Raw genomic sequence first — 25773 nt, 5'->3', positions numbered from 1 at the left:
TACTTCCTGCTTTTAAAAATTTCAGATCCAAAAACCCTCAATTTCCTAATCCCTCTTCTTTTCAACGAATAAAACAATAATCGAAAATTCATACTAGAAATAATTGTATTCGAATGAGGTGAATGATTTTGTATATAAAAAAGACTGCATTAATCTTAATTTCGATAATTGCAGTCGTCATTTCGGCTTGCAGTAATAATCAAGAGTCTAGTAATACTTTCAAAATAGGGATTGTCTCAAATTCAAATGGTAAAAATAATAGTTATTTAAACTCAATTGCTATGAAAGGTATTTCTAAATTTGCAAAAGAGGAAAATTTAAAAAAAGATAAGAATTATAAATACATTACAACAAGTAGTACTAAAGGTTTTGAAAAGAAAATTACTAAAATGGCTGATGCAAATTATGATTTGATTATTGGTATAGGTAATAATTTATCTTCTGTATTGAACAAAGTTGCAGAAAACAATAAAAGTACTAAATTTGGTGTGATTGATTCAAGAGTTGACCAACCAAATGTAATTAGTATTAATTTTACTGAACAAGACGGAAGTTTTTTAGCAGGTGTAGTAGCAGCAATGAAAACAAAAACAAAAAAAATTGGATTTATCGGTGGGGACGACAATGAAATTATAAACAGATATAAGTATGGATTTATTTCTGGAGTAAAATCAGTAAATAAAGAAATTGAAGTTCTAACAGCGTACTCAAATACCTTTAATGACGCTAAAATAGGTTCAAGAATAGCAAATGACTTTTTTATGAAAGACGTTGATATAATTTTTCCAGTAGCGGGTTTAACCAGTAAAGGCGTATTTACTACTGCAAAAAAGATTAGGAGATCAAATCAAAAAGAAGTATGGGTAATAGGAGCTGACCGTGATGAGTATAAACACGGTTTACCTGAAAACGTAACTCTTATCTCACTTGTGAAAAAAATTGATCAGGCAGTATATGATTTAGCTAAACAAACAAAATCGAATGAATTTCATGGTGGTAAAACGTTAATTTATGGTTTAAATGAAGATGGTATAAAATTAATACTGGCGGATAATAATGTAGAGGACCCAATTTTAGTAAAGGTTAATGAGTATAAGGATAAAATTCAAAGCGGTGCTTTAGTAGTACCTAGTAATAAAGAAGAGTATTTACAGTTTAAAGAAAAATTAATTTAATTTAATAATAATAAATTGAACAGATAACATAATTATGTAAACTAAAACTAAATAAGTTATTAAAATTTATTAAAATTCCTTGAAATTATTTGACGAATGATCAAATTTTTGACAATATTACTATATAAGGAAAGTTTGGTACTTACTTATTAATAGTGGATGGAAGTTGGGGGAAAATAATGGCTAACATAGGCTTTCCAGGTTTAATTTTAATTTTAATTTTAGCGTTAATTATATTTGGACCAAAAAAATTACCTGAAATCGGAAGAGCATTTGGTGATACACTTAGAGAATTTAAGCGTTCTACACAAGGATTAACAAATGATCTTTTAGAAGACAAAGACGAAAAGAACGGCAAATAAATCAGTAAAAGACTCGGTAAAGGTACCGAGTTTTTTTTTTGAAAATTCTCCATCTATCCATTTTATTCAAAAGCCTCATCTTTTCCATCGCTAATTTAAAACTCTCCCTTATGTCAATAGGATTTTTAAACAAATATTGAAATTTTAATGGAACTTTAATATTTACTGTTAACTTATAGTAAAAATGATATAATGAATTTGCTTTGCAAATTTTGTAGAATTTTAGAGAAGAAAGATGTGAATTGATTGGCAAACATTAAGATTGTAACTGACTCAACGGCCGACTTATTAAAAGAAGAAATTGAAAATTTAAATATAACAGTCATTCCTTTAACAATTCAAATAAATGGTGGAACATATTTAGATGGGGTTAATATATCTCCAAAGCAATTTATTGATGAAATGCAACAATCAGTTGAATTGCCAAAAACATCTCAACCAGCTGTAGGTACATTTGTAGAAACATTTGAAAAATTGACAGCCGATGGAAGTAAAGTCATTTCAATTCACTTATCTAGCGGTTTAAGTGGTACTTATTCAACCGCAAGTGCAGCTGCAGGGATGGTTGAAGGTGATGTAACAGTAATCGATTCAGCTTTTATAACAAGAGCAATGGCTTTTCAAGTCATCGAGGCAGCACAAATGGCTGAAGAGGGATCCACAGTTGAAGACATAGTTAACCGACTTACAGAAATTAAAAATAGTACGTATTTATATATCATGGTAGATACTCTTGAAAACTTAGTTAAAGGTGGAAGAATTGGAAAGGGTAAAGCCTTCATTGGGTCATTACTAAATATTAAACCGATTGCATCACTTGAAGGTGGAGTTTATTCTCCAGTTGGTAAAGTGCGTAGCCATCAGCAAGTAGTAAAAACTTTAACTAAATATTTTGAACAAGACACACTTGGAAAAACGATAAAAGGTGTAGGAATTGCACATGCAGATGCTACTGAGCTTGCAGAGACTCTTAGAAAATCAATACAACAGTTAACAAACCTTGAATTAGATGAAACTGATTATACAACTCCAGTAATTAGTACACATACAGGAAAAGGTGCTATAGGGTTCGTTTTTTATGCTGAATAGATTTTATATTCAACATTTCATTTTTTAATATAAGAAAGAAGAAGCTTAATAAAGAATGGCTTCTTCTTTTTTATTGCCAACCATTGAGGGGTGAAGTGTTTCACCAAGTAAAGAAATTTTAAGCTTTTCGGGTTTTATTTTTTTCCTTTTCCATTCAGAACATAATCGCTCTAGAGCCTCTAATGGAGTATCATCTGCAAGTTTAAATGTTCCGTAATGCATTGGGATAAATAACTTTGCGTTTAAATCTAAAAACGCTTGAACAGCTTCTTCAGGTGACATATGGTTGTGTTTCATAAACCATTCAGGTTCATATGCTCCAATTGGAATAATTGCAGTATCAATTTGAAATTTTTTACCGATTTCCTTGAATCCTGAAAAATAAGCACTGTCACCAACGTGATATATACAATCATTGGACGTTTTGAATACAAATCCACCCCAATGTGACTTATTCCTGTCAAATAAAGTTCTCTTCGTCCAGTGCTGAGAAGGTACAAATGAAATAATGATCCCTAAAAAGTCTTTTGACTCCCACCATTTCATTTCATGTACATTGTTAAAGCCTTTACTAACAAATTTTTGTTTCAAGCCGATCGGTAAAATAAATCGTGTTTTTTTAGGGAAATGTCGTAATGTATTAAAATCTAGATGATCATAGTGACCATGAGAAATACAAATTATGTCAATTGGAGGTAATTCTGATATAAGTATTCCTGGTTTTGACAATCGTTTTTTAAGAGCCATTTGATTAGCATAAACAGGATCAGTTAATATATTGACTCCTTTTATTTGAATTAAAAAAGTAGAGTGTCCAATCCAAGTAATTGTTGTTTTATCACGATTTTCCTTTAAATAGGAGATTTTTTTATGACTACATTGTTGAATTACACTACTATAATCCTTTTTTGCCTTACTTCTTTCGATTCCGCATTTGATAAAATCTTTAAAAGTTTTACGATAACTCGTGTCTAAATTTTCATATTTTTTATTTGCCATTATCAGTCATCCTTTCAAGATTCTTTATCAATATGTTTAGTTTAACTTTACTTTGTAAAAATATCATTTGAAAAATTTTAAATATATATGTTAATTAGTTTAAATTATTAGAAAGAAACGATCTGTTTTTGATACAATGGACAAGTACAATGCAACATAGGGGGATAAGTATGAAGAGAAATACGGTATTTGTGACATTAATAATGATTTTATGTCTGGCATTATTAAGTGGCTGTGGAAATAAAATAGAAAATCCTTTAAATTGGGATTTAGAAAAATTTACATACACTAACCAGGACGGTAAAACTTTTGGAACAAAAGATTTAAAAGGAAAAGTCTGGCTAACAGATTTTATATTTACAAGTTGTGAAACAGTTTGTCCGCCAATGACAGCAAATATGGCAAAACTTCAACAAAAGGCTGCAGAGAAGAAGTTAAATGTAGACTTCATCTCATTTAGTATTGATCCTGAAGTTGATACTCCACAATTATTAACTACATTCGCAAATAAATTTAATGCTGATTTTAGTAATTGGAATTTTTTAACGGGATATTCTCAAAAACACATTGAAAAATTTGCATCTGAAAATTTTAAAACGATTGTTAAAAAACCTGAAAACAATTCACAAGTTATCCATGGTACTAAATTTTATTTAATTGATCAAAACGGAAAAATCGTTAAAGATTATAGTGGTGTAAGTAATGTACCATTTGATGAGATTTTATCTGATATTGAAACTTTGACAGGGAAATAAGCTTACGTTTAAGTAAAAGATTTTCTATTTATTTAATAAAAAACTGAGTTTCTAAAAGATACTCAGTTTTTTTATTTGAATTTAATTAATTGTTTTGACTGTTAAAACACCGACCTTCATCGGATTTACTTTTAGTTGTCGGTATTTAGTCTAAAAAGATTTGTTTTTGGTATTCAGGTAATTTTGTACCTTTTATGACAAGCATACCGTTTTCGTATTTTGCAGTTGCTGTTGTTGCATTAATTGGGTAAGGTAATTTTACAACTCTTTGGGATTGGCTATAAGAATATTTTTTATAGGAGTAATTTGATTGATCGTTTTGTACTTCAGTAGTCGTATCAGTTTTTAAGCCAATTGTTAGGATTGTTCCTTCAATGTCCATATAAATTTGTTCTTTACTTACACCTGGCATACTTGCCTGAATGATTAATTCCTCACCGTTTTCAATAATCTCTACACCGATTGAGGAAAAAACTCCATGCTTATGAAAGAATTTATCAATCTCATCAAAAAGACCTCTAATTGGCGACTGATCTATTAGATCATCCACCTTTTTTAAATAATGTTGAAGATCAATAGATGAATGACTTTGTTTTTCATCTTGAGCGTTGTTTTTTTCTTTTTCACTCATATTCATACCTCCTATCATTCTGACTAACGCAGTATATGTAAGGAGCCTAAACACTGTGCATGTTTAGATGTAAGGATTTTTTTATACGAATGTTGAAAATCAATTTTTGTCATGTACAATGGATGGAAAGATAAAACGTGAGAAGAGGAAGAAGAATGGAAATTCTGTTTGCAACAAAAGAAGATGTACTAGAAATTGTAACAATTTATAATGATGCAATTCTAAACACTACAGCAACATTTGATATGAAAATAAAAACAGAAGAAGAAATGAAAAAATGGTTTGCCAACCATAACGAGCTTTACCCAGTCATTGTTTCTAAAGAAAATGGTCAAGTAACTGGGTATTGTTCACTTACACAGTTTAAGGAAAAAGATGCATATAAACATACGGTTGAACTATCTGTATATATTCATCCTGATCATCGTCGAAAAGGACTAGCGAAGGCATTAATGACTGAGATGATTGAAACTGCCAAAAAATTAGGTCACTTTACAATTATATCTTGTATTACTAGCGGAAACGAAGTGAGCGAAAGATTACATGAGAAATTAGGATATAAAAAGGTAGGTCATTTTTATAAAGTGGGCAAGAAATTTAATCAATGGCTTGATATTGTCTATTATCAATTAATGCTATAACCGAAATATAAAATTTTAAAGGACTATAGTCATTAAGAAACACTTAATTTTACCTGGGAGATAGCTTGTAGATAAAGTACTAAATGCTTGAATATCAAACTTTTTGCAAGCGCTTGTTTGTCACAGCGCGAAGCCTGGAGAGGAGCGGAGTTACCTTAGACGGTAAGGGCACTCAGATAGGCGAAGTAACGAAGAAAACGAGCGTCTGGAGGGTAGTTTAACACTCAGGTTTACCTGGGTGTTTTTATTTTTAAAAAGGCCGTATTATTCATAATTTCTATACTATGAACGTAAAATGTAGGAGAAATGTCGGAAAGTGGGGGAAATGACCTTGAAATTAAAACGCGCATTGACCCAGAAATTAGCAAAAAAAATTCACAACTTTTTATTCCTTGGAAAAATTGTTACAGAAAGAGTAGTGGACCAAGAGAAGCAGAGCTTACTTTATTATGAAGATGAAGATCATATTCGTTTTTATGTAGAGTGCTTATCTCCAATTCCATCAAAGTTAAAAGCTAGTTTTTCAACTCAAGATGTTTTGTTTGTAGGGACAACTGCAAATAAAAATAATGAAAGTAAAATAAAACCACTAATTAAAAGTAAGAAAAAAGATGACATAATTGAAGGATTAAAAAAGATTTTTGATTCTAAATTAGTCATGTTTCGTCTTGAATATGCCAATGAAGTTGTTACAGCAGATCTAGTTGAGTTTTTTGATGGGAAAAGGGACACATCCTACCATCTTCTGCCTGTCATAGAACTTAGGGGAGAGGGAAAGCGTGATGAGGTCGAAAACCGCCTTATAAAAGGTTCTTTGCCAATTCATCTGCCAAAATATTTTAATGACTTTGATCAACCAGAATTTGTCTTTTATGAAAATAGACTATATGGCAACTTGTTTTTAAAGTCGATGATGAATGATATTAGTTATTTAGAAAAACAAAATGAAGTTACATTTCAAGATTATGATGAAGATGAACTTAAAAAGTCCTTTATTCATTTAAATCATTTAATTTATTTTATTCCCGAAAAACAGTGGGAAGAGTTGTGTAAAAACTTTAAAAAAGAATGCAAAGAACTAATTTATACGCAAGAATTTACTGAGAAACAAGCTTTTCCAATTGAATGGAGTAATGATACTGAAAATGCTTTTATTGAACGATTTTACCAAAATTGTTTGCAGCAAGGGTTGTTATATGAAAAAAAAGATATTATTAATTTTCATATATGTTGTAAATTTCAGGCTCTAACAATTTTAGGTGGTGTAAGTGGTACTGGGAAATCTCAATTAGCACGTATATATGGCGAAACATTAGGACTTGAATTTGGTAAGGAGTTATTATTTGTTCCAATTTCACCATCTTATCGCGAACATTATGATTTATTAGGTTATTTAAATCCAACTACAGGGATTTATATAGACTCTGAGACGGGATTAACGAAATTACTGATTGAGGCAGAACAATTTCCGCACAGGATGTATATGGTGATCTTTGATGAAATGAATCTTTCTCAAATTGAACATTGGTTTAGTAAATTTCTATCAATTTTAGAAATGCCTCAGGATAAGAGAGTGATTACTCTATTCCATGATCATAACGTAGTCATTAATCAATATTATAAGCCTAAAGTAAGAATCGGTAATAATATAATTTTTGTTGGAACAGTTAACTTTGATGAAACTTCAAGTGAGTTTTCTTTAAGACTGTTAGACCGTGTAAATATAATCTCACTTAGATCAACTTCATTCGTAAATTATGCAGAAAAGATGGATAATGAAAATATTTATGAAACTGTACCACAAATATATATTAATGCAGAAAACTATAGTAATTGGACAAAGAAAACTTTAAGTGCATCTGAGCTTACAAGTGATGAATTAAAGTTTTTTGATGAGTTTAATAAAATAGTTGAACATTCACTAAGTGAGCGAATAATCTCTCCACGTATGATTAAAGATTTATCAAACTATTTAGCTAACATACCTACTCTTCCTTCTCATATTCAATTCGAACGGAAAGAAGCGATCGATCTGTTTGTTAAGCAACGCGTATTAACTAAAGTTAGGGGATTATTTGCTAATTTAGAAGAATTAATTGGTACAGGTGAAGGGAATGAGCAGGAAGGGCTACTAAATATGGTCATGAAATCTAATTTAGGTAGATCAATTTCTGACTTTGAGTATTCTATGAAAGAATTGAAAAAGAAAAGAAAGCAGTTGGAGATTGATGGATATGTCAACTAATAATAGTCCAGAAATTTTTGAGCCACTATATCTCCCATTTACGATTGCAATTCTTGTCGGAACTAGGGGGAAAGAGGAAAAAATATCTCTTGATGCACTTACAATGAACCCAAAAGAGGCTTACTTATTTGCCTATGAAATACAGGAATTAAAAAGATTTTTATTTCAAGTCGATGGTGAGTTTGACGGTAAAATTACGTTCGTTTGGAATAATCTTTATCATTTTCAACAAGAAAACCTGGATGATCAGCAGTTTATTTTTACATCTGAAAAAAGAAAAATATTAATATATGAACATGGTAAAACCGAGAATGCCTATCCATGGAGATGCGGATATTATGAATTTTGTATTATTTATCAAGAACAACAATTTTATGGAATGATAAAAATAGTACCGAAAAATTTAGATTATGATCAATTAGAGTGGATGCATTCAACATTAAATCAACAAATCAATGGAATAATGAATGACTCGCAATACTTTAAAAAATCTTCCGCTTCATTTACTCAAAATGGAACAATGTATTTTTGGCCGATTATTCGATTTATCGAGTCAAATGAAGAAAGACTACTAGTTGCAATTCAGCAGTTTATAAGTAAATTAAAGCGGAAACAAAAAAAGGAATATGAATTAAAAAGACAGTTGAAAAAATTAGATTTTAATACAATTAGATGGACCTTATTGCATCCAGCCATTTCAAATGCAACTAATTTAACAATGCAGCCAGTTGTTCAAGAAGAAAATTATATCGATGAGATAAAGTATGCTAAACATAAAGTTCGTAAATTTCTACTTACAATTGAAACATTATTAACCTTTGTAAAATATGAATTAGTTAAAGACAAAAATAAAATGGATCAAATCGATTTTCAAGTCAAGGATATAGAAAAAATGATGCAGAATGTAGTTGGGAATGGCTCAATTACTGATCGAGAAAAAGCGAAATATAGACAGTCAAAAATGTTAAAAGAGTTAGAATTAGAAAAATTAACTAAAAGTGTTTCAGAAAAAGAACGCATTACGAATTCTTTGGAGAAACTTTATGAAGTTTATTTTAGAGAATATACAATTGGAATCTTTCGTATAGTGACGGATACTGATACTTCAAAATATCCAACTAGTCCATCGAAAGTATTTTTAAATTTTATTCATTCCTTAAGCTTGTTTGATAAAAAAGTAAAGGAGTATGGAAAAAAACAAATGCTTTTACCTGTATATAAGCCAACTTTTTTACTATATGAATACTTTGTCTTTTTCTCATTATGCGATATTTTCTTAAAGTTAAAATTTAAAAATGATTTTGAACCGTTAGCTGAACAGATTTTAATGCATATAAAAGACGATGAGTTAATGGATGGAGCATTTGTGTCACTTGAAAATAAAAGTTGGATCATTAATTTAGTTTATAACGAAATTATCGAGGGAAGTCCACAAGTTTCACTGTTAAAAGGAACAAATTTTTTTAGTGGTGAAGAGTCGAAAAAACCGGATATTAGACTAGATTTTTATCGAAAAAAAAATAAAGAATACGTTGCTTCGATCATTTTTGAAATTAAATATAGTCCAATGTTTAATATTTATCAACCAGTAGGGAATACAAAGGCAATGGAACAAATGTATAAATACTGGGGACTAAAGTATGTTGAACGTGTTAATGGGAAAATGACATATGTGCGAAAACCGATTAACGAAGTGATTTGTTTATATCCGGGTAGTAATGTTCATCGTAAAGTTCTTGAAGCGGGTTGTGGTACTTATATTCAGTTTTACCCTAAGAAAAAGGGCGAGGATTTTTATGAACTTGTAGGTGAAAGAGAGTTAGTAGAAATAATAAACAGAACACTTGAAGAACTTAAATAATCCAAAATTGAACTTTGCGGTTCGATTGTAATTGAAACTGAATTTAGACAGTCAACCAAACAAAATTTATGTGCCCTTTACCAATCGATGGCATAGGGCATAATTTTTAATTCGAAGATTTTTTTTGACATTTTGATACATTGTTTATATTGTAAATTACGAAATAATATTTCGGTTGAAAACCTACAATATCGTATTAATCTATACTAGAAAACTAATTATGAGATAATTTTGATTTCACAAATTATACATAATTGGTTATGTAAGCGTTGCCAAAAGCTAAATTTTACCATACAATAGAGCCATATATAAACAGGCCAATAAAATATTTTTTTAACAAAATAACTAAATAGAATTAAAGAGACAAAATTAAAAATTGGTATAAACGTTGTTTTATAGACGTAAGATAAGAATATTTATATAGAATTTTAGGGGTGAGTGAGAGTGTTTCGTGTTATTCATACAAAAGAAGAGAATAATTTATTTAACGAGCTTTGGGGAGATTTTTGTGAAGAAAACGAAATACCTTTCTTAGTAAGAAGTAATGAAGTTACTCGTTATGGAATTTGTAATTCGGATAAAAAGTTAATTGGTACCCTCGAGTTTAGTAAATATAATATTGAAAATGAGGATAAAAATAAATATTATTATAATTTTTCCGAAAACAAATATATTAAATACATTCAAAATGAAGAAATCTATGAAATTGGTAAATTATTAATTACAAGAGAAAATAGAGGAAAAGGATTTTTTAAACAAATATTACTAGCGTGTTATGATCATGCCAATCATACTAACGCTGATTGGTATATTGGTACAATAAATAAAAGGCTATATATGTTTGCTAGAAGTGCAGGATTTAAAATTTTACCGATTGATGAATATTTTGAAATAAGTGATGATATTATTGCTGTACCATTTTTATTGGATATTAAGCATGCTATTAAGTTATTAAAATATTCAAATGAATTTAAAGAAATATTAATGTATTATGATAAGTAATTGCGAAAAACTCAGGGATAAACCTGAGTTTTTCAATTTGCATACTATTCTTGTTCAAGAATACCTGCTGCCTGATTCGTTTGATTATAAGCTGTTTGACAAGCTTGAAGCGCTTGTTCGATTCTTTCATGGTTTTGGGGTTTTTCAACGGTTTCTAATGCAGATTGAAGACATTCAATTGCGTGTTTAAGTTCAGTAGTTGCATCCTGAGTATATTGTCGCGCATTTTTTTGCATGGAAATTCCTCCTTTCATACAAATTTATTTTTGACCAACATTCGGTTTAGTATGTAAAAAAAACGTAGAAGAAAATTCTTCTACGTTTTTAAATGCACGCCAAACCTTTGCATTCATTATTACCGCGCTTGGCTTTGTTCTAAAGTTCAATTCATGAACCTTTAAACATGTCTCTAGATTTTTAAACTCCGAATATCGATAAAATTGCAAATCGTTTTTTCGGTTTAAATGTAATAATCTTTTTCTGATCCTCTAAATCCGCTTTTAATAAGGCCACTTGTTCATTTAATTGTTCTACTTGATTTTCAAGGGTAACAACTACTTTCTTTAAATCTTCAATTTCACATCGATGTTCCAAAATTTGTACTGAAACGACTTCATTTGCTTTTGTTTCAACTTTTTCTTCAAGTTTTATTAATTTTTGAGTTAATTCTTTTATAATGTCAATATGATCAGTGTCATTTTGTTTTGGTTCGATCGTTTGCAACGAAGCTTCATAAATTTCTTTAATTTGTTCGATTTGTTCCTCAGTAAATAAATATCCATTATGAGTTTTCTCTACTTTTAAATTTCCTTTTTTTAAAAAAAATAATACTTTTTTATTTGTTAATTGCAGTTGTTCTGCCACTTGAGAAGTTGTATACATACGTTATTCCTCCTCCAAATAATTTATATATTAAAAATTCTTTATTAAATGTCACATTCCTTTGAGGTTGACAAAACTAGTGTTGACTCGGCAAAAGTTCTTAAAATACTTCGAATAAATAGCTTCTAACTATTCAAAATGGCTGAAAATGTAAACTTAATTACTTTTGTATTGATTTTTATCGAAACACGGTTTTTTACGGTGTTTTTAACAAAATATTCTACCGATTTTAGAATATAAAGTAGATATATAGCATATAATGCAAGACACTGTTCGGAGAAGGAAAACAGAAATAAGGTAAAGAATGGTAATAAGAGAGAAGGCATCTTTGAGTGTTAAAACACAAAATGCAAACCCTTTTCTAAAATCATTTCGATCCTGATTTAAGAATGCCTAAAAAAATTTTGATAACAAATTATTTATCTGAATATACTAAGATAAGCCTAATTTAAAAAATATTAATTATGAAGATGGCCTCACTTCCAATTGGAGGGATGACTCAATTGTTTGGAATTGGTACTAAGTTATTATTAGTTGTTGTATTAATTGCATTTACTGCCTTTTTTGTTGCATCAGAATTTGCAATCGTAAAAATTAGAAGTTCTAGAATTGATCAGTTAATTGGCGAGGGAAATAAAAAAGCAAGAGCTGTAAAACGAGTAATAACACATCTCGATGAATATCTTTCTGCTTGTCAACTTGGTATAACTGTTACGAGTTTAGGTTTAGGTTGGTTAGGTGAACCAGCTGTAGATGAATTATTGCATCCATTACTTGACGATTTGCATTTACCTACTGCAGTAAGCGGCACGATCTCTTTTTTACTTGCTTTTGGAATTATTACATTTATTCATGTTGTAGTTGGTGAATTAGCACCTAAAACAATCGCTATTCAAAAGGCTGAGCAAATTACCTTAAGGTTTTCTCCAGCTTTGATTCTTTTTTACAAAATTACCTATCCGTTCATTTGGTTGTTTAATAATTCAGCAAGGATGGTCTTAAAAATATTTGGACTTCCTCCTGCTTCAGAACATGAAGTTGCTCATTCAGAAGAGGAATTAAGAATTCTACTTTCTGAAAGCTATAAAAGTGGCGAAATAAATCAATCTGAATTTAAGTATGTGAACAATATATTTGATTTCAATATGCGAGTAGCAAAAGAAATAATGGTTCCTCGAACCGAAATGGTTGCAATTGATTTGCGTGAAGCTTTTCATGAGAATATTCACTTTATGAGTACAGAAAAATATACGCGTTTTCCTGTTGTAGATGGAGATAAGGACCATGTCGTTGGTTTAATAAATTTTAAAGATGTTTTTACTGATTTTGTTCTTCATAAAGGCGAAGCAGAGGTAAAAACACTCGAACAATATATTAGACCAATCATTCAAGTTATTGAATCAATATCAGTTCATGATTTACTTGTTAAAATGCAAAGAGAACATATACATATGTCGATATTAGTTGATGAATATGGAGGTACATCTGGCTTAGTAACAGTTGAAGATATTTTAGAAGAAATTGTTGGGGAAATTCGAGATGAGTTTGATGTTGATGAGAAAGAGGATATAAGTAAAGTAAGCGAAAATAAATTCATCATTGCAGGTAAAGTTTTAATTAGTGAAATTAATGATGTTTTTAGCTTAGACATTGATGATACAGATGTTGATACAATTGGTGGATGGATTTTAACTGAAAATTTTGATGTGCAAGAAGGAGATTCGATTAAATATCAAAACTGTACATTTAAAGTCCTTAAGTTAGACGGACATTATATAAAATTAATTGAATTAACACGTGAATCGATTAAAAAAACTGAACTTGAAGAAGAAAGCGCAACTTAAATTGTAATAACAATTAAGCTGCGCTTTTATCTACATTATAAGAAATTTCACATACCGAATTAGTTAAAAATTAGTTGATTTATAAAGCTCATCTTTAATAAATATTTCATTTTTATCAATTGCGTCATTATGCGTAACGACAAGCCCGATTGGAGTAGGGACGGGTAAATTATTGACTAGTGAAAAGGGAATATTTTTTTTCTTTGCCATTAAAAGATATTTCGAAATTGTATTATAGGGAAGTGTACCGTTTAATAATAAAGTAACATTTTTCATATTGATTGATTTTTCAACGATTGGATAAATTGAATTTGCCATCACTTGACTTGTAGTTAACGCAATTTCAATTCTTTCACGAATTGTTCCTAAAAAAATATTTCGTTCTTCAATTTTTATTTGCTTTTCACCATAGATACCTTTAATTAAATAATCTTCAACTTTATTTCCAGCCATCGAAATACCTACTTTCAGTTTATTAATTTAATTGTATCTAACTTTATTCTATTCTACACACCCTATTATTGACATTTTTGCATACTTTTAGTTTTATTATAATTAGAACAAAGTGACAATCGTAAAAATTTAGTTACTGAATGAAATGAATGAAATATTCATAAATTTAATTTACAATTTAATCAGAATATTGTAAAAAATATTACTTTGTCGTAATAAATTCGACAAATTTTTATTTTTTTACTTAACGAATATTTAAAAATTTGTTACTATTTAATTAATAGATTTTTTATTGGAGGTGTTCCTTATTGATATGTCAATAGAGAGTAGGTATAGCACTTTCATACAGGAAAGTATGCCTACATTAACAAAGAATTGGGTCGCCCAAGCGGTAATAAGCGATAATGATCCATTTAAATCCGAGATTATCATTAATGGAACTAAATTGATTGACTTTACATTATTATTTATTGAGGGCAAAATAAATGAGGATCAAGTCAAAGATTTGGCACATAAAATAGCCCTTGAACGAGCTAAAGCAAGTGCTAACATCGGAGATTTTGTGTATAACTCAAATATAGGTAGAAGTGAATTATTTAAACATTTGTCAGAATTTGAAGAAAGTATTAGTCTACTTCAACCACTCATTAATAAAATTAATTACGTTTTTGACCAGTTTATTTATTTTACTGTAAAGCAATATTCATATCTCATTACACAGGATATAGAAGAGAAAAAACAATTTATTGACGAGACTCACAAAGAGAGACTTACAATCTTAGGACAAATGTCTGCTAGTTTCGTTCATGAATTCAGAAATCCACTTACTTCAATTATTGGATTTGTAAAATTACTTAAAGGTGATCATCCACAATTAAAATATTTAGACATCATAGATCATGAATTGCATCAATTAAATTTTAGAATTGATCAATTTCTTCATGTCTCGAAAAAGGATCATGATCAGATAGTGGAATCCTTTTTAATTAATGATTTATTTAAAGAAATCACTGAATTCTTATATCCGAGTATTGTAAATTCGAATGTCATTTTACAAGAAGGAATATCTCAAAAAATTTACATACCAGGTTTCAGAAATGAACTACGTCAAGTTTTACTTAATATATTAATGAATTCAATCGATGCCTTGGCTGAAAACGATGGTCAAAAAACGATTCATTATCAAGTTTCAGATTTAGAGGATATGATTGAAATTCAAATAAGAAATAATGGTCCTAAAATTAGTGAAGAAAGCATACGGACAATTTTTGAACCATTTGTTACGACAAAAAATCATGGTACCGGAATTGGCTTATTTGTATGTAAACAAATCATTGAAAAACATGATGGCAATATTAAATGTTTTTCTGATGATGAATGGACTGCATTTTACATAACGTTGCCGAAAGAGGCATAAAAAAATACCTTGTCAAATAAATTACTAAAATTTCGTAAAAGGAGTTTAGTGATGTTGATTTCCACTACGGGATGCTCTCGCTTTCCATGGGGCGAGATTCTTTAGCCTCCTCGGCGAGCCCCTGCGGGGTCTGGAGCCTTCCCGCTTATCCCATAGGAGTTTTAGCACCCCTTTAGTTCCAATCAACTTATTCATCAAAGAATAAAACAATTACTAGAGTTTGTTGATAGTATAAAACCGTTCAATCATATTAACATGTAAACTCACTTTTAGATCAAAAAAATGAATTATATTACCAATAAGATTCACTTAATATACGTTTGACCATTTTATATTTCAACACTCTGTAAAAAACTCGGATGATTAGTCCGAGTTTTTTATTTTATATAAAAGATATTTATCTAGTGAACGGTCTAAAATAATGTAATAACGTCAAATTTGGGGTTCTCTTCAACACACCCTACTGAAATTAAATCATATACTATATTTTCTTTAAACTTTGATTTATAGAGAGGAAATATGATCATTTTCGTACCCGTTAATCGTATTTCCAAATTAACTGTCATAGGCGATATAGGCAGATATTCTGAGGCTTTTCGGTATGGGACATTTGGGAAAACAACATCGCCTTCACCAGCCTTTACTGCAAAATCTAGATTTGGTGAATTAGGGGATAAATTAATAAAACGGATTTTAGCTTCGCCTTGAGGCAAGGTGTGATTATCCATATATGAAAACAGGGAAATTTGGTCTAAGTTATAACCAATAGCTATCGTATAATTTTGTTCAGCAAGTAAAGATATTTGTTCTGAATGAATTGGTTTTGATTGATCATTAGTTTTAAAAATTTCAACAAAGTGTACCCCTGATGGTAAAGCTAAATAGTGAGTTGATTCTTTAAAAGTTAAATTCGAAATAAATTTTGTACGATTAATATAAATGTCTAAACTTATTTTTTTAGGTAAAACATTAACGAGTCTTATAAAAGCTAAATTTTGCTTTATTATTTTGTCCTGTTTAATACTTATTGGTGCATCATTTTTTATTAGCCTTTGGAACGAATCAAATCGATTAAAAGTAAATTGAAACAAATTGTCCTTTTTTTTTGAATAGGATGAAAAATGATTAAAAATATTAGGGTTTCTTCGATTTTTTTGCACGACTTTGTTCAAACTACATACCTCCTATGATTACCATCCTACTTTCCCATTTAAAATAGTATTCATTAACGAGAATATTATGAATTGTTTTATATTTAAATCCCTTAAAATAGTTATTGCTTTTTAGAGTCAAAATTTAATAGAATACTATCAATATAGTTTTTTACAATTAAATAGTAGCTAATTAAGTTTATTCACTTTAAATTAATTGAGTCAGTATAAAGACAACGTCCTAAGACTTGTTTTTTCGTCTGTGCCCTAAAAAATAAAGTAATTCTTAATACGCTCGTATAATTTTGGAAATAACCGGTCCAAAAGTTTCTACCAAGCTGCCGATATAGTTTGACTACGAGAGATATGACATAGCATATTCTCTCCTAAATATTTAGGAGGAAACAAACATGAATCTACATGAAATGAAAACGTCAACAAAAGCTGAGAAGGCTGATTTTTTAATAATAAATGGGAAAATAGTAAATGTTTTTACGAAAGAAATAATAGAAGATTCAATCGCAATTACAAATGGAATAATAGTTGGAATAGGTGATTATGAGGCTAATGTAGTAATAGATGCTGAAGGGAAATATATATCACCTGGCTTTATTGATTCCCATGTTCATATTGAATCATCAATGGTTTTACCTAGTGAATATGCGAGAACTGTACTACCACATGGAGTAACAACTGTTATTTGTGATCCACATGAAATCGCAAATGTTTCTGGAGTGGATGGAATTAAGATGATGTTAGACGCTTCAGAAAATATTCCGTTAGATGTTAGAGTTATGTTACCATCCTGTGTACCTGCAACCTCATTAGAGCGTGGGGGAGCCATACTTTATGCAGAGCATTTAGAGCCTTTTATGACACATCCGAGAGTACTTGGCTTAGCTGAAGTAATGGATTATCCTGCAGTTATGTCGATGGAAAAACAAATGATCGATAAATTAAAATTAGCTCACGCTTATCAAAAGCCGATCGATGGTCATTTAGCTGGGTTAACTAAAAATGAAATTAACACATACTCGTATGCAGGTATTTCAACTGATCATGAATGTACAAATGTCCAGGAAGTATTGGAAAGACTGAGAGCAGGGCTATATGTTGCTTTTAGAGAAGGGTCCGCTGCAAGAAATCTAAAGGATTTATTACCTGCAGTAAATGATCGAAATGCACAGCGAATTATGTATTGCACAGATGATAAACATTTAGACGATATCATGAAAGAAGGTTCGATTGATTTTTGTATTCGAACAGCAATCGAATATGGAATTGACCCAGTGACTGCCTATTCGATGGCAACATTAAATCCAGCAACATGCTATGGTTTAAAGCAAAAAGGTGCAATTGCTCCTGGATATGAAGCAAGCTTAGTATTTTTAAACGACTTAGAATCAGTAGAAGTTGCAGACGTATGGTGTAAAAATGAGTTTATCGTTAAAAACAAACAAATTAGTAAACTAATTAAAAATGAAGAGTCTAATTTAATTAATTCAAAAGTAAGCTTAGGGGATCTAAAGATTGAAGATCTTGAATTAAAAACAGACTTAAAAACACTTGCAAATATAATTGAAATTAATCCGAATAGTATCGTAACAAACCATTTAATTGAAAAATTATCAAGTGAATATACTCATTTTATTCCAAGTGTCGTCGAAAACTTATGTAAAATAGCAGTATTAGATCGCTATCATTCTGAAAAAGAGATTGGTCTAGGAATTGTTAAAGGTTTAAATTTAATTGAGGGAGCAATCGCTACAACCATTGCTCATGATTCACACCAACTAATCGTTGCCGGTATGAATGATCATGATATGTATCTTGCAATTAAAACAATTGAAGAAATGAACGGTGGAATAGTAGTCGTATCATCTGGAAAAGTAATTGCCAAATTATCATTACCGATTGGCGGTTTAATGAGTAATAAATCTGCTGAAGAAGTAGAAGCAGGTTTACACCAAATTGAAAAATCATTACTTCAAATTAGACCAATCAATACATTTAACGCGTTCTTAACATTATCATTTCTAGCGCTACCTGTTATTCCGAGTATAAAACTAACTACTAAAGGTTTATTTAATGTAAATGAATTTAAATTTATTCCGGTTTTTCCTGGTGAATAAATAGAATAAAATGTAGACTCCTAGTAAAGGGGTCTTTTTTTGTTAATTATATAAAGTGGATAGGTAAATACTTGTATTTAACGAAGTAGAAGGAATTTTTTATAGAGGAGTATATTGAATGTCAGATGTGATTTTTAATCATTTTAAAATAGTACCACTTTTTAAAGATCTTTCGGATGAAGAGCTTCAATCGATAGTGGATATTTCACATATGAGATTATATAAAGCAAGATCATTTTTCTTTTTGCAAGGTGACAAACTTGATCGCGTGTTTTTTATACACTCTGGTAAAATAAAAATACATATAACTGATCAGTCGGGTAGAGAACAAATTGTTTCGGTACCACGAACTGGAGAGATGTTTCCACATGTTGGCTTATTTCGAAAAGGAACCTTCCCAGCACATGCTGAAGTGCTTAAAACAGCAGAGTTAATTATCACACCAGTCGCTGAATTTGAGCAAATTCTGATTAAATATCCTGTACTATGTATTAAGTTGATAATGTTTCTCGGAGAAAAAATAATTTGATCTACAAGCTAGATTAGTTGAACAAACACTACATAAATACATATGATCAAGTAATCATGTTATTACTGAGACTATGTAAATCAAATGGGGTATCTTTAGATAAAAATCAATATAAAATAACAACTCATTTTACGAATCGCGAACTTTCTAATATGATTGGTTTATCCAGAGAGACAGTAAATCGTACTATAAATCAATTAAGAAAAAAGGAATTAGTTAAAGCTGATTCAGAAGGGTTTTTTGTCATAAAAATGGAAGAATTGCAAGCGGAACTTAACTAAAGAAGGAGAATGAATTGTCATGCTCCTTTATATTTTTATAAACTAGGTTTAATTTCTAACAATTGCTCGTTTAAACAATATATTATTTTCTAAATGGATATGTTGGAATGTATCAGCCTCTAGAGCTTCAAGTCTTTGATAAACAAGGCGGTAAGTACCACAAGCTTCTTTTGGTGGAATATAGTCATTTGTAATTTCACGTAATTCTTTTAAAATATCTCCAGCAGAACTGTGCTCATTTTCTAATTCGCCAACGACATTATTTAATTTCATGTAATTTTCATCAGTTGGGTTTTGTTCATATTCTAAAATCAATTTAAAATCCGTTGTTTCTTCCTTCCAATTATGTGCCTCTAATTCAGTTTTTAAATCAAAGAACAACATGTGTAATCTTACTAAATGAGGTTGCGTTTCTCCGTGAACACGCATTACTTTTGTTACATATGGACTTAATAGAGGTAATTCCACATTTAAAAAACGATGATGATTGTTCACGATATGTTCGATTAAATCACTACTAGAAGCTTCTTTAAAATCAATTACTACTTCGTTTGATAATTTTTTTTCGTGATATAAGGTATTTAGTTTTGATAGAATTTAATCTTTTGAAAGTTTTTTTTCTTCAATCACTTCGATTAAAGGTCTATTTCCACCACAGCAAAAATCAATTCGATAAGTTTTAAATAGATCACTTGCCTTTGGGAATTCAGTTACAATCTCACTAATTTTAGAGAACTCATTAAATGGTTGATTCATTTTAATACCTCCATAAGATTTTTGTTGTTTTGTTTTTCTAAAAAAAGAATACCAAATAGATTGATATAAATTTGTGATATAAATCACAAATTGAGATTTTTTAGGAATAAGAATATTAATTAATAAAACACAAACAAATAATACTATTAATACAATTATTTCAGTAAGTTAAGCCAACGATAAAATGACTCAAGAAAAATACTTGAGTCATTTTACTATTTTGAATTCATTTGTCAATTTGTAATCAAGATTATACTTGTATGATTAATATAATTAAAATCTACGAAATTTTATATTGAAGAATTTTTGAAGATATATTTGTATTAAGGGCAGTATATAAAAGTATTTATGACGATCAATTCTAAAGGTTAAGGAGAGATTTAAATGGAAGATAAAATTGATTTTTCAGAAAAAATACATATAGGTGAATTAATTGCTGTTTCTAATGTTTACGGTTTAACTCCATATACGCTTCTTTTAGAGCTTGAAAAAGGTAATATTGAAGTTTTCCTTTCTTTAGATGAATTTAACTCAAAATACAGTGACACAACAGATTTGGACTGGTGTCAATTGAATAACGGTAAAGTTTTTTCCAAAAAAGATTGAAGTGTAAAACGGTAATTGCTTTGGAATTTTAATTAAATACAAAAATAAGTTGTCATTGAAATAATTTTCATTACTATAAATGTTTTTACACCTATAGATTCCGGTTCATCAATTTAACAATCAATCTTAAGTGGTAAAAGTTATAAGAGGTAATAGAGAAGTAATTTGCGAAACAAAATTTGATTTGAATTGATTGCTTCAGTTACATTAGATAGAATTTTACGTAATACTTAATATTGTATTTAACTTCTTTTATTCAATACGATCTCACCGAACATGGCCAATTGATCATTATTTAAATTATCTCGATCTATATTTGGTAGAACAACTGATATCAGAAAATTAACTTCGCTGTTCAACCGAGTGATCTCTTCTAATAAATGAATTTGTATTCCTTTCATTTCGTTGATTACCTCAAGATACAAATCTTCTTTATTACAATTAAATTCATTATTTTTACTGCTCATATCAAACACCTCCAAAGAAAATTATTCGTTGCAAATGCTTCAATATCCTTTATGTATACTGCTTTTTTAATTTCAAAAAATTAATTTTTACAATCTATTAGATTAATTGAATTTTTTTAAGCTTTTTACATGTTATAAAATAAAAAAAACTCAGCCAATAATTTTAAATTTTGGCATGAGTAGGATTATTTAATAAATACAACTAATTCATTCCCCAATATTTTCTTCAAACCACTCCTGAAGCTCTTTTAATGATGTAAAGGAGAAAATTTCTTCTCCGTTTTGACCGTTATCAATACCAGTGTTTCCTCTTAAAGTAATTTGTCCTTCTTCTCCAGAAATTAAAATTGCATAAGGGTGGTTTATGTTTATATATCTTGCATCTAAATCATTATCAATCCAATTCTTACTATTCAAAAATGCTTCAAAATGATCCATTTATATTCCTCCTGTCGGTGATATTGTTCCAATTTTTAACAAAAAATAGACCTAAAATAATTATGGAAAAAATTAGGTTACCAGTAACAAAGATAAACTTCATATATTCGGATGAATGTTGCTTTTGGTCATTCTTAGTACAATTGAGATTAGCCATTATGAAACCGATGTAATTTTTTGAATGCACAATTCCATTATTTCTGTTATTATTTCCCCAATTTTGAAGAGTGTTTCAAAATTTTAAAAATAAACGATAGTTGAATGTATAGGACAAACTTGGTTCCGGGAAGGCTTAAAAGTAAGGAGGCGGTTAGTATAATTACTTTCGAAGTTTTATCACTAATGATTAGCTTTGGTATGTTTGTGATCGCCATTTTAGAGTTTAAAGATAAGGATAAGAATAAAAATTCTTGAACACGCTAAATAAGGCGTGTTTTTTTTATAGATAATTTCTGACAAATAATATTTGAGGATTTCACTTAAGTATCGTAACTATTGTACAATTAGAATAAGTGAAAAAATCAAGAAGGTGAAAAAGATGTATGATATTACAATTATCGGTTCAGGTGTAAGTAGCATTTTTTTAGCATATACATTATTACAATCAAATCAAAAAGTATTAATTTTGGAAAAAGGAAAGTCTTTAGAGGAAAGGGCCTGTGCTACAGACAAAGGCGGAATATGCAATTGCGATGTTTGTGGTAAATATTATGGCTTTGCAGGACTTGGTAAATCAGAAGGGAAATTTAACTATTCATGTGAATTTGGGGGAGAATTAGCTCAAAAGGTAGGTAGAGTTGATCTTGAACAATTAATGAAAGAGGTTGACGATCTATTATGTCTTTTTGGAGGAGGTTCTGTACAAAAATATTCAACTGTAAATGAAAAATTGGCTAAAAAAGCCGAGGATTGCAAGTTACATATGTTAACGACTGAAGTTAGACATCTCGGTACACGTCTTTCAACAGAAATATTCGAACGACTATATAACGCATTATCTAGTAGGATTGATATTCGCTTTGAAGTTGATATTCTAGATATTAAAAAGGAGAATAATCTATTTTTTTTGGATACTAACTTAGAAAAATTCGAATCTAAAAATGTAGTATTTGCAACTGGCAGATCCGGAACAGAATGGTTAAATGATCAGTGTACTTCACTTGGAGTTAAACAAGGTAGAACTCGTTTAGATTTAGGGATCAGAGTCGAAATGAAAGAACAACAGCTTCGTTCAATTTTACAAGATACATTCGAAACGAAACTCTCTTTTGAATATGATGAATTGATTTCAACTACATATTGTATGAATCCAAAAGGTAGAATCGTTCGTAAGTTTCAAGAAGGATTAGTTATGCCTGATGGACAAAATTTTAAGGAAAAAGAATCAGGAACTACTAATTTAAATTTTACTTTGTTCACACCTAAATATTTTCCATCACTGAAAGAAGCAAATCTTTACGCTAATAAAATTATAGGGAAAATAAATAATGGTTTAGATCGTATCGTCGTTCAACGATTAGGTGATTTACTAAAGGGTGAGTCTACAACGATTGTGAAAATGGAAAAAAACAGTATAAAGCCAACATTAGATGCCGATTGCGGTGACCTTAAAAATGAAGTTCCTAATTTATATTTGAATATTTTACAAGGATTTTTGAATCAATTGGAAGAATTTATTGGAGAGACAATTGATGAGGATACACTTCTTTACGGAATGGATGGAAAGTTTTATTCACCGATTATAGAAACCAATTCAAACTTTCAAACGAGTTTAGAGGGGTTATTTGCAATTGGAGATTGCTCTGGAGTTACCCACTCCTTATCCCAAGCAGCGGCTAGTGGGATTTATTTAGGTAAGGTTTTGGCAATTAAGGATCAATATATATCTTGTTTTAACTAGATTTTAAAATTCACATTGTGGGTGATTAGATGAAAAATAGAATTCATTTATATTTAATTAGACATGGTGAAACTTATTTAAATCGTTATAAAAGAATGCAAGGATGGTCCGACAGTCCATTAACAGAAGAAGGAAAATTAGTAGCCATTGAATGTGGAAATAGATTATCAGATATCCAGTTTGACCGTGTATATACTAGCGATTCTGGTAGAACTGTCGAAACGGCAGAACTAATTTTACAGCAGAACAGTTACGAAATTCCTGTAATTAGAAAAACAAAAGCATTTCGAGAGTCCTTTTTTGGTAGTTTTGAAGGCGAATTCTCAGCGGTTGCCCTAGGTAAGGTTGCAAACGATCACGGTTATACTTCCTTTAGAGAACTATTAAGAAATCGATCCCTAGAAGATATTACAAATTTTATAAAAGAATCTGATCCATTCCATCATGCCGAGAGTTACTACGAGCTATGGGATCGAATTGAAAAAGGGCTAAATGAACTAATTAGCGAAAATAATAAAAACGATGAGAATGTATTAATTGTCACTCATGGAAATACGATTCGCAATATTGTAAAAAAATTTTCAGAGGAATTTAATATTGAACTAGAAATAAAAAACGCTAGTATTACAATCTTGGAATACTCATCTGATACATATAAAGTGATTTCTATTAATCAATAATTTACTAAGTAATCTTCTCAATTAATGATCAAGTTTTCGTAAAAGGAGTAGAGTGATGTTGATTTCCATTGCAGGATGCTCGCTTTGGGGCGAGATTCTTTAGCCTCCTCGGCAAGCCTGCGGGGTCTCAGACTTCCCGCATATCCCATAGGAGTCGAGCATCCCTCCATTCCACTATACTAATTCATCAAAAAAAGTTTACGATAAAAACCTAATCAAATAGCCTTTACTTAGTGTAACATAACAGAATATTAATCAGTTAGTAAGTCAAATGAGTTTGAACATCAACTTATAAACTAATCATTAAAACTATAAAACTAAAATTTGCTCTTATTATTTTAATTTCCGGAAAAAATGCATTTTAACCTCAATAATATTCCACTAAATATGTTTTCCCTATAGACCCTTTTATCTGAAAAAAGAGAAGGAATACAACCTTCTCTTTTTTGTGAAGTTCAAAATATCATTTATTTTTCAATTTTTTATTACCATTACTATTTTTACTATTTATTACTGGGGCAGGAGCTTTAAAAAATTGTTTGATTGTTTGTCTGTTCTTAGAAAAATTTAATTTTAGAACTGCTCCTGAATGTTCAACAGTTTCGTTTGTAAAGCCAGCATCTACAGGAATGCTTAACCGATCAATTTTTTCAATTGGTTGAGAAAATGCAATGGAAGCAAGCGAAAGTATTTCATCTAATTTTAAGTCAGTTGAAACATATTTTGTTGTTTCGTCCAGTAAAAGAGGTACTCTAGCGATTCCACCAAAAGTATTTAACTTTTCTTTAACGGCACTAACGACTTTTAACAATACTTCTTGCTGCCGTTGAACTCTTCCGAAATCATTATCATGATCATGTCTAAAACGTACGTATTTTAAGAGCTGTTCACCGTGTAGTTTATTTTTTCCAGGTTTCATTTTTAAGTTCATATCATTAATTATTGATTGACTAACATTAACTGTTATACCTTCTGGAACAAGTGTATCTACAATCCCAACAAAACCTTTAAAATCGATTATAACCGTATGGTCAATTGGAATACCGAGATTATTATAAATTGTTTCTTTTAAGAGTTTTTCTCCACCTAAATAATAGGCCTGATTAATTTTTCCGTAACCATACTTATATCCTTTAATTTTAACATATGAATCCCTTAATATTGAGGCAACTTTTAAAGTCCTGTCTTCAACATTATATTGAACTACTGCAATACTATCTGAACGTGAATTTTTTTCACCCCTTGAATCAACTCCTATAACAAGGAAAAATAATGAGTTTTTTAAAAGTTTATTTTTAAAACTCATTTTTTGCTCACTAAGTGGATTTGATGGGCTTTGGCCATGATCTGATGGTTTAATTTGACAACTGGTAAGAAAAAAAACAAGAAAAGAAAGAAGGCATATTCGCAAGAACTTTGACATGAATCTATTACTCCTTCTATATGTTAGTTGGTCTATTTATGTATTTTAGTTTAT

General features: G+C 30.0%; 24 protein-coding genes, 2 pseudogenes and 1 riboswitch. Of the genes and pseudogenes, 16 read left to right on the top strand and 10 right to left on the bottom strand.

Translation table 11 applies throughout. The features are described 5' to 3' along the window. Positions 1-128: 128 nt before the first annotated feature. The 3 genes from COI44_RS16835 (at position 129) to COI44_RS16825 (ending at position 2626) form a co-directional block, all read left to right on the top strand. Positions 129-1175 (top strand): BMP family lipoprotein, encoded by a 1047-nt coding sequence (locus COI44_RS16835; protein ID WP_179887160.1) that lies wholly within the window; start codon positions 129-131, stop codon positions 1173-1175. A gap of 176 nt (positions 1176-1351) precedes the next feature. After that, entirely contained in the window at positions 1352-1537 is a 186-nt protein-coding gene (locus tag COI44_RS16830; RefSeq protein ID WP_025672166.1) for a twin-arginine translocase TatA/TatE family subunit, read from the top strand. 246 nt (positions 1538-1783) lie between these two features. Further along, positions 1784-2626 (top strand): DegV family protein, encoded by an 843-nt coding sequence (locus COI44_RS16825; RefSeq protein WP_098428955.1) that lies wholly within the window; start codon positions 1784-1786, stop codon positions 2624-2626. A gap of 45 nt (positions 2627-2671) precedes the next feature. Here the strand turns inward: COI44_RS16825 and COI44_RS16820 are convergent, their stop codons facing one another. Further along, positions 2672-3625 (bottom strand): MBL fold metallo-hydrolase, encoded by a 954-nt coding sequence (locus COI44_RS16820; protein WP_098428954.1) that lies wholly within the window; start codon positions 3623-3625, stop codon positions 2672-2674. 170 nt (positions 3626-3795) lie between these two features. Between COI44_RS16820 and COI44_RS16815 the strand changes: the two genes are divergently transcribed. Continuing rightward, entirely contained in the window at positions 3796-4380 is a 585-nt protein-coding gene (locus COI44_RS16815) for an SCO family protein (protein WP_098428953.1), read from the top strand. 145 nt (positions 4381-4525) lie between these two features. Here COI44_RS16815 and COI44_RS16810 read toward each other — a convergent pair whose 3' ends face one another. Beyond that, positions 4526-5011 carry an Hsp20/alpha crystallin family protein gene (locus tag COI44_RS16810; RefSeq protein WP_179887159.1) on the bottom strand — a complete coding sequence of 162 codons (486 nt, stop codon included), beginning with the start codon at positions 5009-5011 and terminating at the stop codon, positions 4526-4528. A gap of 155 nt (positions 5012-5166) precedes the next feature. On the opposite strand from COI44_RS16810, the gene COI44_RS16805 reads away from it, so the two are divergent. From COI44_RS16805 to COI44_RS16790, 4 genes are all read left to right on the top strand, one after another. Then, positions 5167-5652: a GNAT family N-acetyltransferase gene (locus COI44_RS16805; RefSeq protein WP_098428951.1), complete on the top strand. Its 486-nt coding sequence runs from the start codon at positions 5167-5169 to the stop codon at positions 5650-5652. A gap of 331 nt (positions 5653-5983) precedes the next feature. Then, complete coding sequence (locus COI44_RS16800; RefSeq protein WP_098428950.1) at positions 5984-7897, top strand: hypothetical protein; 1914 nt, start codon at positions 5984-5986, stop codon at positions 7895-7897. Beyond that, positions 7887-9758 (top strand): hypothetical protein, encoded by a 1872-nt coding sequence (locus COI44_RS16795; RefSeq protein WP_098428949.1) that lies wholly within the window; start codon positions 7887-7889, stop codon positions 9756-9758. The genes COI44_RS16800 and COI44_RS16795 overlap by 11 nt, the downstream gene beginning before the upstream one ends. Positions 9759-10202: 444 nt before the next feature. After that, positions 10203-10760 (top strand): hypothetical protein, encoded by a 558-nt coding sequence (locus COI44_RS16790; protein WP_025672000.1) that lies wholly within the window; start codon positions 10203-10205, stop codon positions 10758-10760. A 44-nt stretch (positions 10761-10804) separates the two neighbouring features. On the opposite strand, the gene COI44_RS16785 is transcribed toward COI44_RS16790, so the two are convergent. Continuing rightward, positions 10805-10996, bottom strand: a complete 192-nt coding sequence (locus COI44_RS16785) for a hypothetical protein (RefSeq protein ID WP_056466342.1) — start codon at positions 10994-10996, stop codon at positions 10805-10807. A 181-nt stretch (positions 10997-11177) separates the two neighbouring features. Next, positions 11178-11642, bottom strand: coding sequence for a MerR family transcriptional regulator (locus COI44_RS16780; RefSeq protein ID WP_098428948.1), 465 nt, complete (start codon positions 11640-11642; stop codon positions 11178-11180). Positions 11643-12145: 503 nt separating this feature from the next. On the opposite strand from COI44_RS16780, the gene COI44_RS16775 reads away from it, so the two are divergent. Then, complete coding sequence (locus COI44_RS16775) at positions 12146-13486, top strand: hemolysin family protein (RefSeq protein WP_286163956.1); 1341 nt, start codon at positions 12146-12148, stop codon at positions 13484-13486. Between the two features lie 63 nt (positions 13487-13549). Here COI44_RS16775 and COI44_RS16770 read toward each other — a convergent pair whose 3' ends face one another. Continuing rightward, on the bottom strand, positions 13550-13939 hold the full coding sequence (locus COI44_RS16770; RefSeq protein WP_098428946.1) for a YueI family protein: 390 nt from the start codon (positions 13937-13939) through the stop codon (positions 13550-13552). A gap of 313 nt (positions 13940-14252) precedes the next feature. Between COI44_RS16770 and COI44_RS16765 the strand changes: the two genes are divergently transcribed. Then, positions 14253-15356, top strand: coding sequence for a histidine kinase N-terminal domain-containing protein (locus COI44_RS16765; protein ID WP_098428945.1), 1104 nt, complete (start codon positions 14253-14255; stop codon positions 15354-15356). A 413-nt stretch (positions 15357-15769) separates the two neighbouring features. Here COI44_RS16765 and COI44_RS16760 read toward each other — a convergent pair whose 3' ends face one another. Then, a complete protein-coding gene (locus COI44_RS16760; RefSeq protein ID WP_098428944.1) occupies positions 15770-16528 on the bottom strand; it encodes a DUF4397 domain-containing protein in 759 nt (252 codons plus the stop codon). A 254-nt stretch (positions 16529-16782) separates the two neighbouring features. Further along, a riboswitch (purine riboswitch) is annotated at positions 16783-16885 on the top strand. Between the two features lie 32 nt (positions 16886-16917). On the opposite strand from COI44_RS16760, the gene ade reads away from it, so the two are divergent. Together ade and COI44_RS16750 are read left to right on the top strand one after the other, a co-directional pair. Continuing rightward, on the top strand, positions 16918-18639 hold the full coding sequence (gene ade, locus COI44_RS16755) for an adenine deaminase (RefSeq protein ID WP_098428943.1): 1722 nt from the start codon (positions 16918-16920) through the stop codon (positions 18637-18639). 118 nt (positions 18640-18757) lie between these two features. Further along, positions 18758-19449, top strand: a pseudogene (locus tag COI44_RS16750) (Crp/Fnr family transcriptional regulator). A gap of 48 nt (positions 19450-19497) precedes the next feature. On the opposite strand, the pseudogene ric reads toward COI44_RS16750, so the two are convergent. Further along, a pseudogene (ric, locus tag COI44_RS16745) lies at positions 19498-20205 on the bottom strand (iron-sulfur cluster repair di-iron protein). Positions 20206-20589: 384 nt separating this feature from the next. Between ric and COI44_RS16740 the strand changes: the two are divergent. Further along, positions 20590-20811 (top strand): hypothetical protein, encoded by a 222-nt coding sequence (locus COI44_RS16740; protein ID WP_098428942.1) that lies wholly within the window; start codon positions 20590-20592, stop codon positions 20809-20811. A gap of 242 nt (positions 20812-21053) precedes the next feature. On the opposite strand, the gene COI44_RS16735 is transcribed toward COI44_RS16740, so the two are convergent. Further along, positions 21054-21278 (bottom strand): hypothetical protein, encoded by a 225-nt coding sequence (locus COI44_RS16735; RefSeq protein ID WP_098428941.1) that lies wholly within the window; start codon positions 21276-21278, stop codon positions 21054-21056. Positions 21279-21485: 207 nt separating this feature from the next. Next, positions 21486-21716, bottom strand: a complete 231-nt coding sequence (locus COI44_RS16730; RefSeq protein ID WP_098428940.1) for a hypothetical protein — start codon at positions 21714-21716, stop codon at positions 21486-21488. 261 nt (positions 21717-21977) lie between these two features. Between COI44_RS16730 and COI44_RS24875 the strand changes: the two genes are divergently transcribed. From COI44_RS24875 to COI44_RS16720, 3 genes are all read left to right on the top strand, one after another. Next, on the top strand, positions 21978-22130 hold the full coding sequence (locus tag COI44_RS24875) for a putative holin-like toxin (protein ID WP_353616018.1): 153 nt from the start codon (positions 21978-21980) through the stop codon (positions 22128-22130). 124 nt (positions 22131-22254) lie between these two features. Then, entirely contained in the window at positions 22255-23616 is a 1362-nt protein-coding gene (locus COI44_RS16725) for an NAD(P)/FAD-dependent oxidoreductase (protein WP_098428939.1), read from the top strand. Between the two features lie 29 nt (positions 23617-23645). Beyond that, positions 23646-24296, top strand: coding sequence for a histidine phosphatase family protein (locus COI44_RS16720; RefSeq protein ID WP_098428938.1), 651 nt, complete (start codon positions 23646-23648; stop codon positions 24294-24296). A 463-nt stretch (positions 24297-24759) separates the two neighbouring features. On the opposite strand, the gene COI44_RS16715 is transcribed toward COI44_RS16720, so the two are convergent. Then, on the bottom strand, positions 24760-25602 hold the full coding sequence (locus tag COI44_RS16715; protein ID WP_179887157.1) for an LCP family protein: 843 nt from the start codon (positions 25600-25602) through the stop codon (positions 24760-24762). Positions 25603-25773: the final 171 nt, after the last annotated feature.

Origin of the sequence: Bacillus sp. AFS088145 (assembly GCF_002564465.1) — a bacterium.
Classification (GTDB): domain Bacteria; phylum Bacillota; class Bacilli; order Bacillales; family Bacillaceae_G; genus Gottfriedia.
Note: the sequence above shows the minus strand (reverse complement) of the source record. Positions and strands in the feature narration are given on the sequence as shown.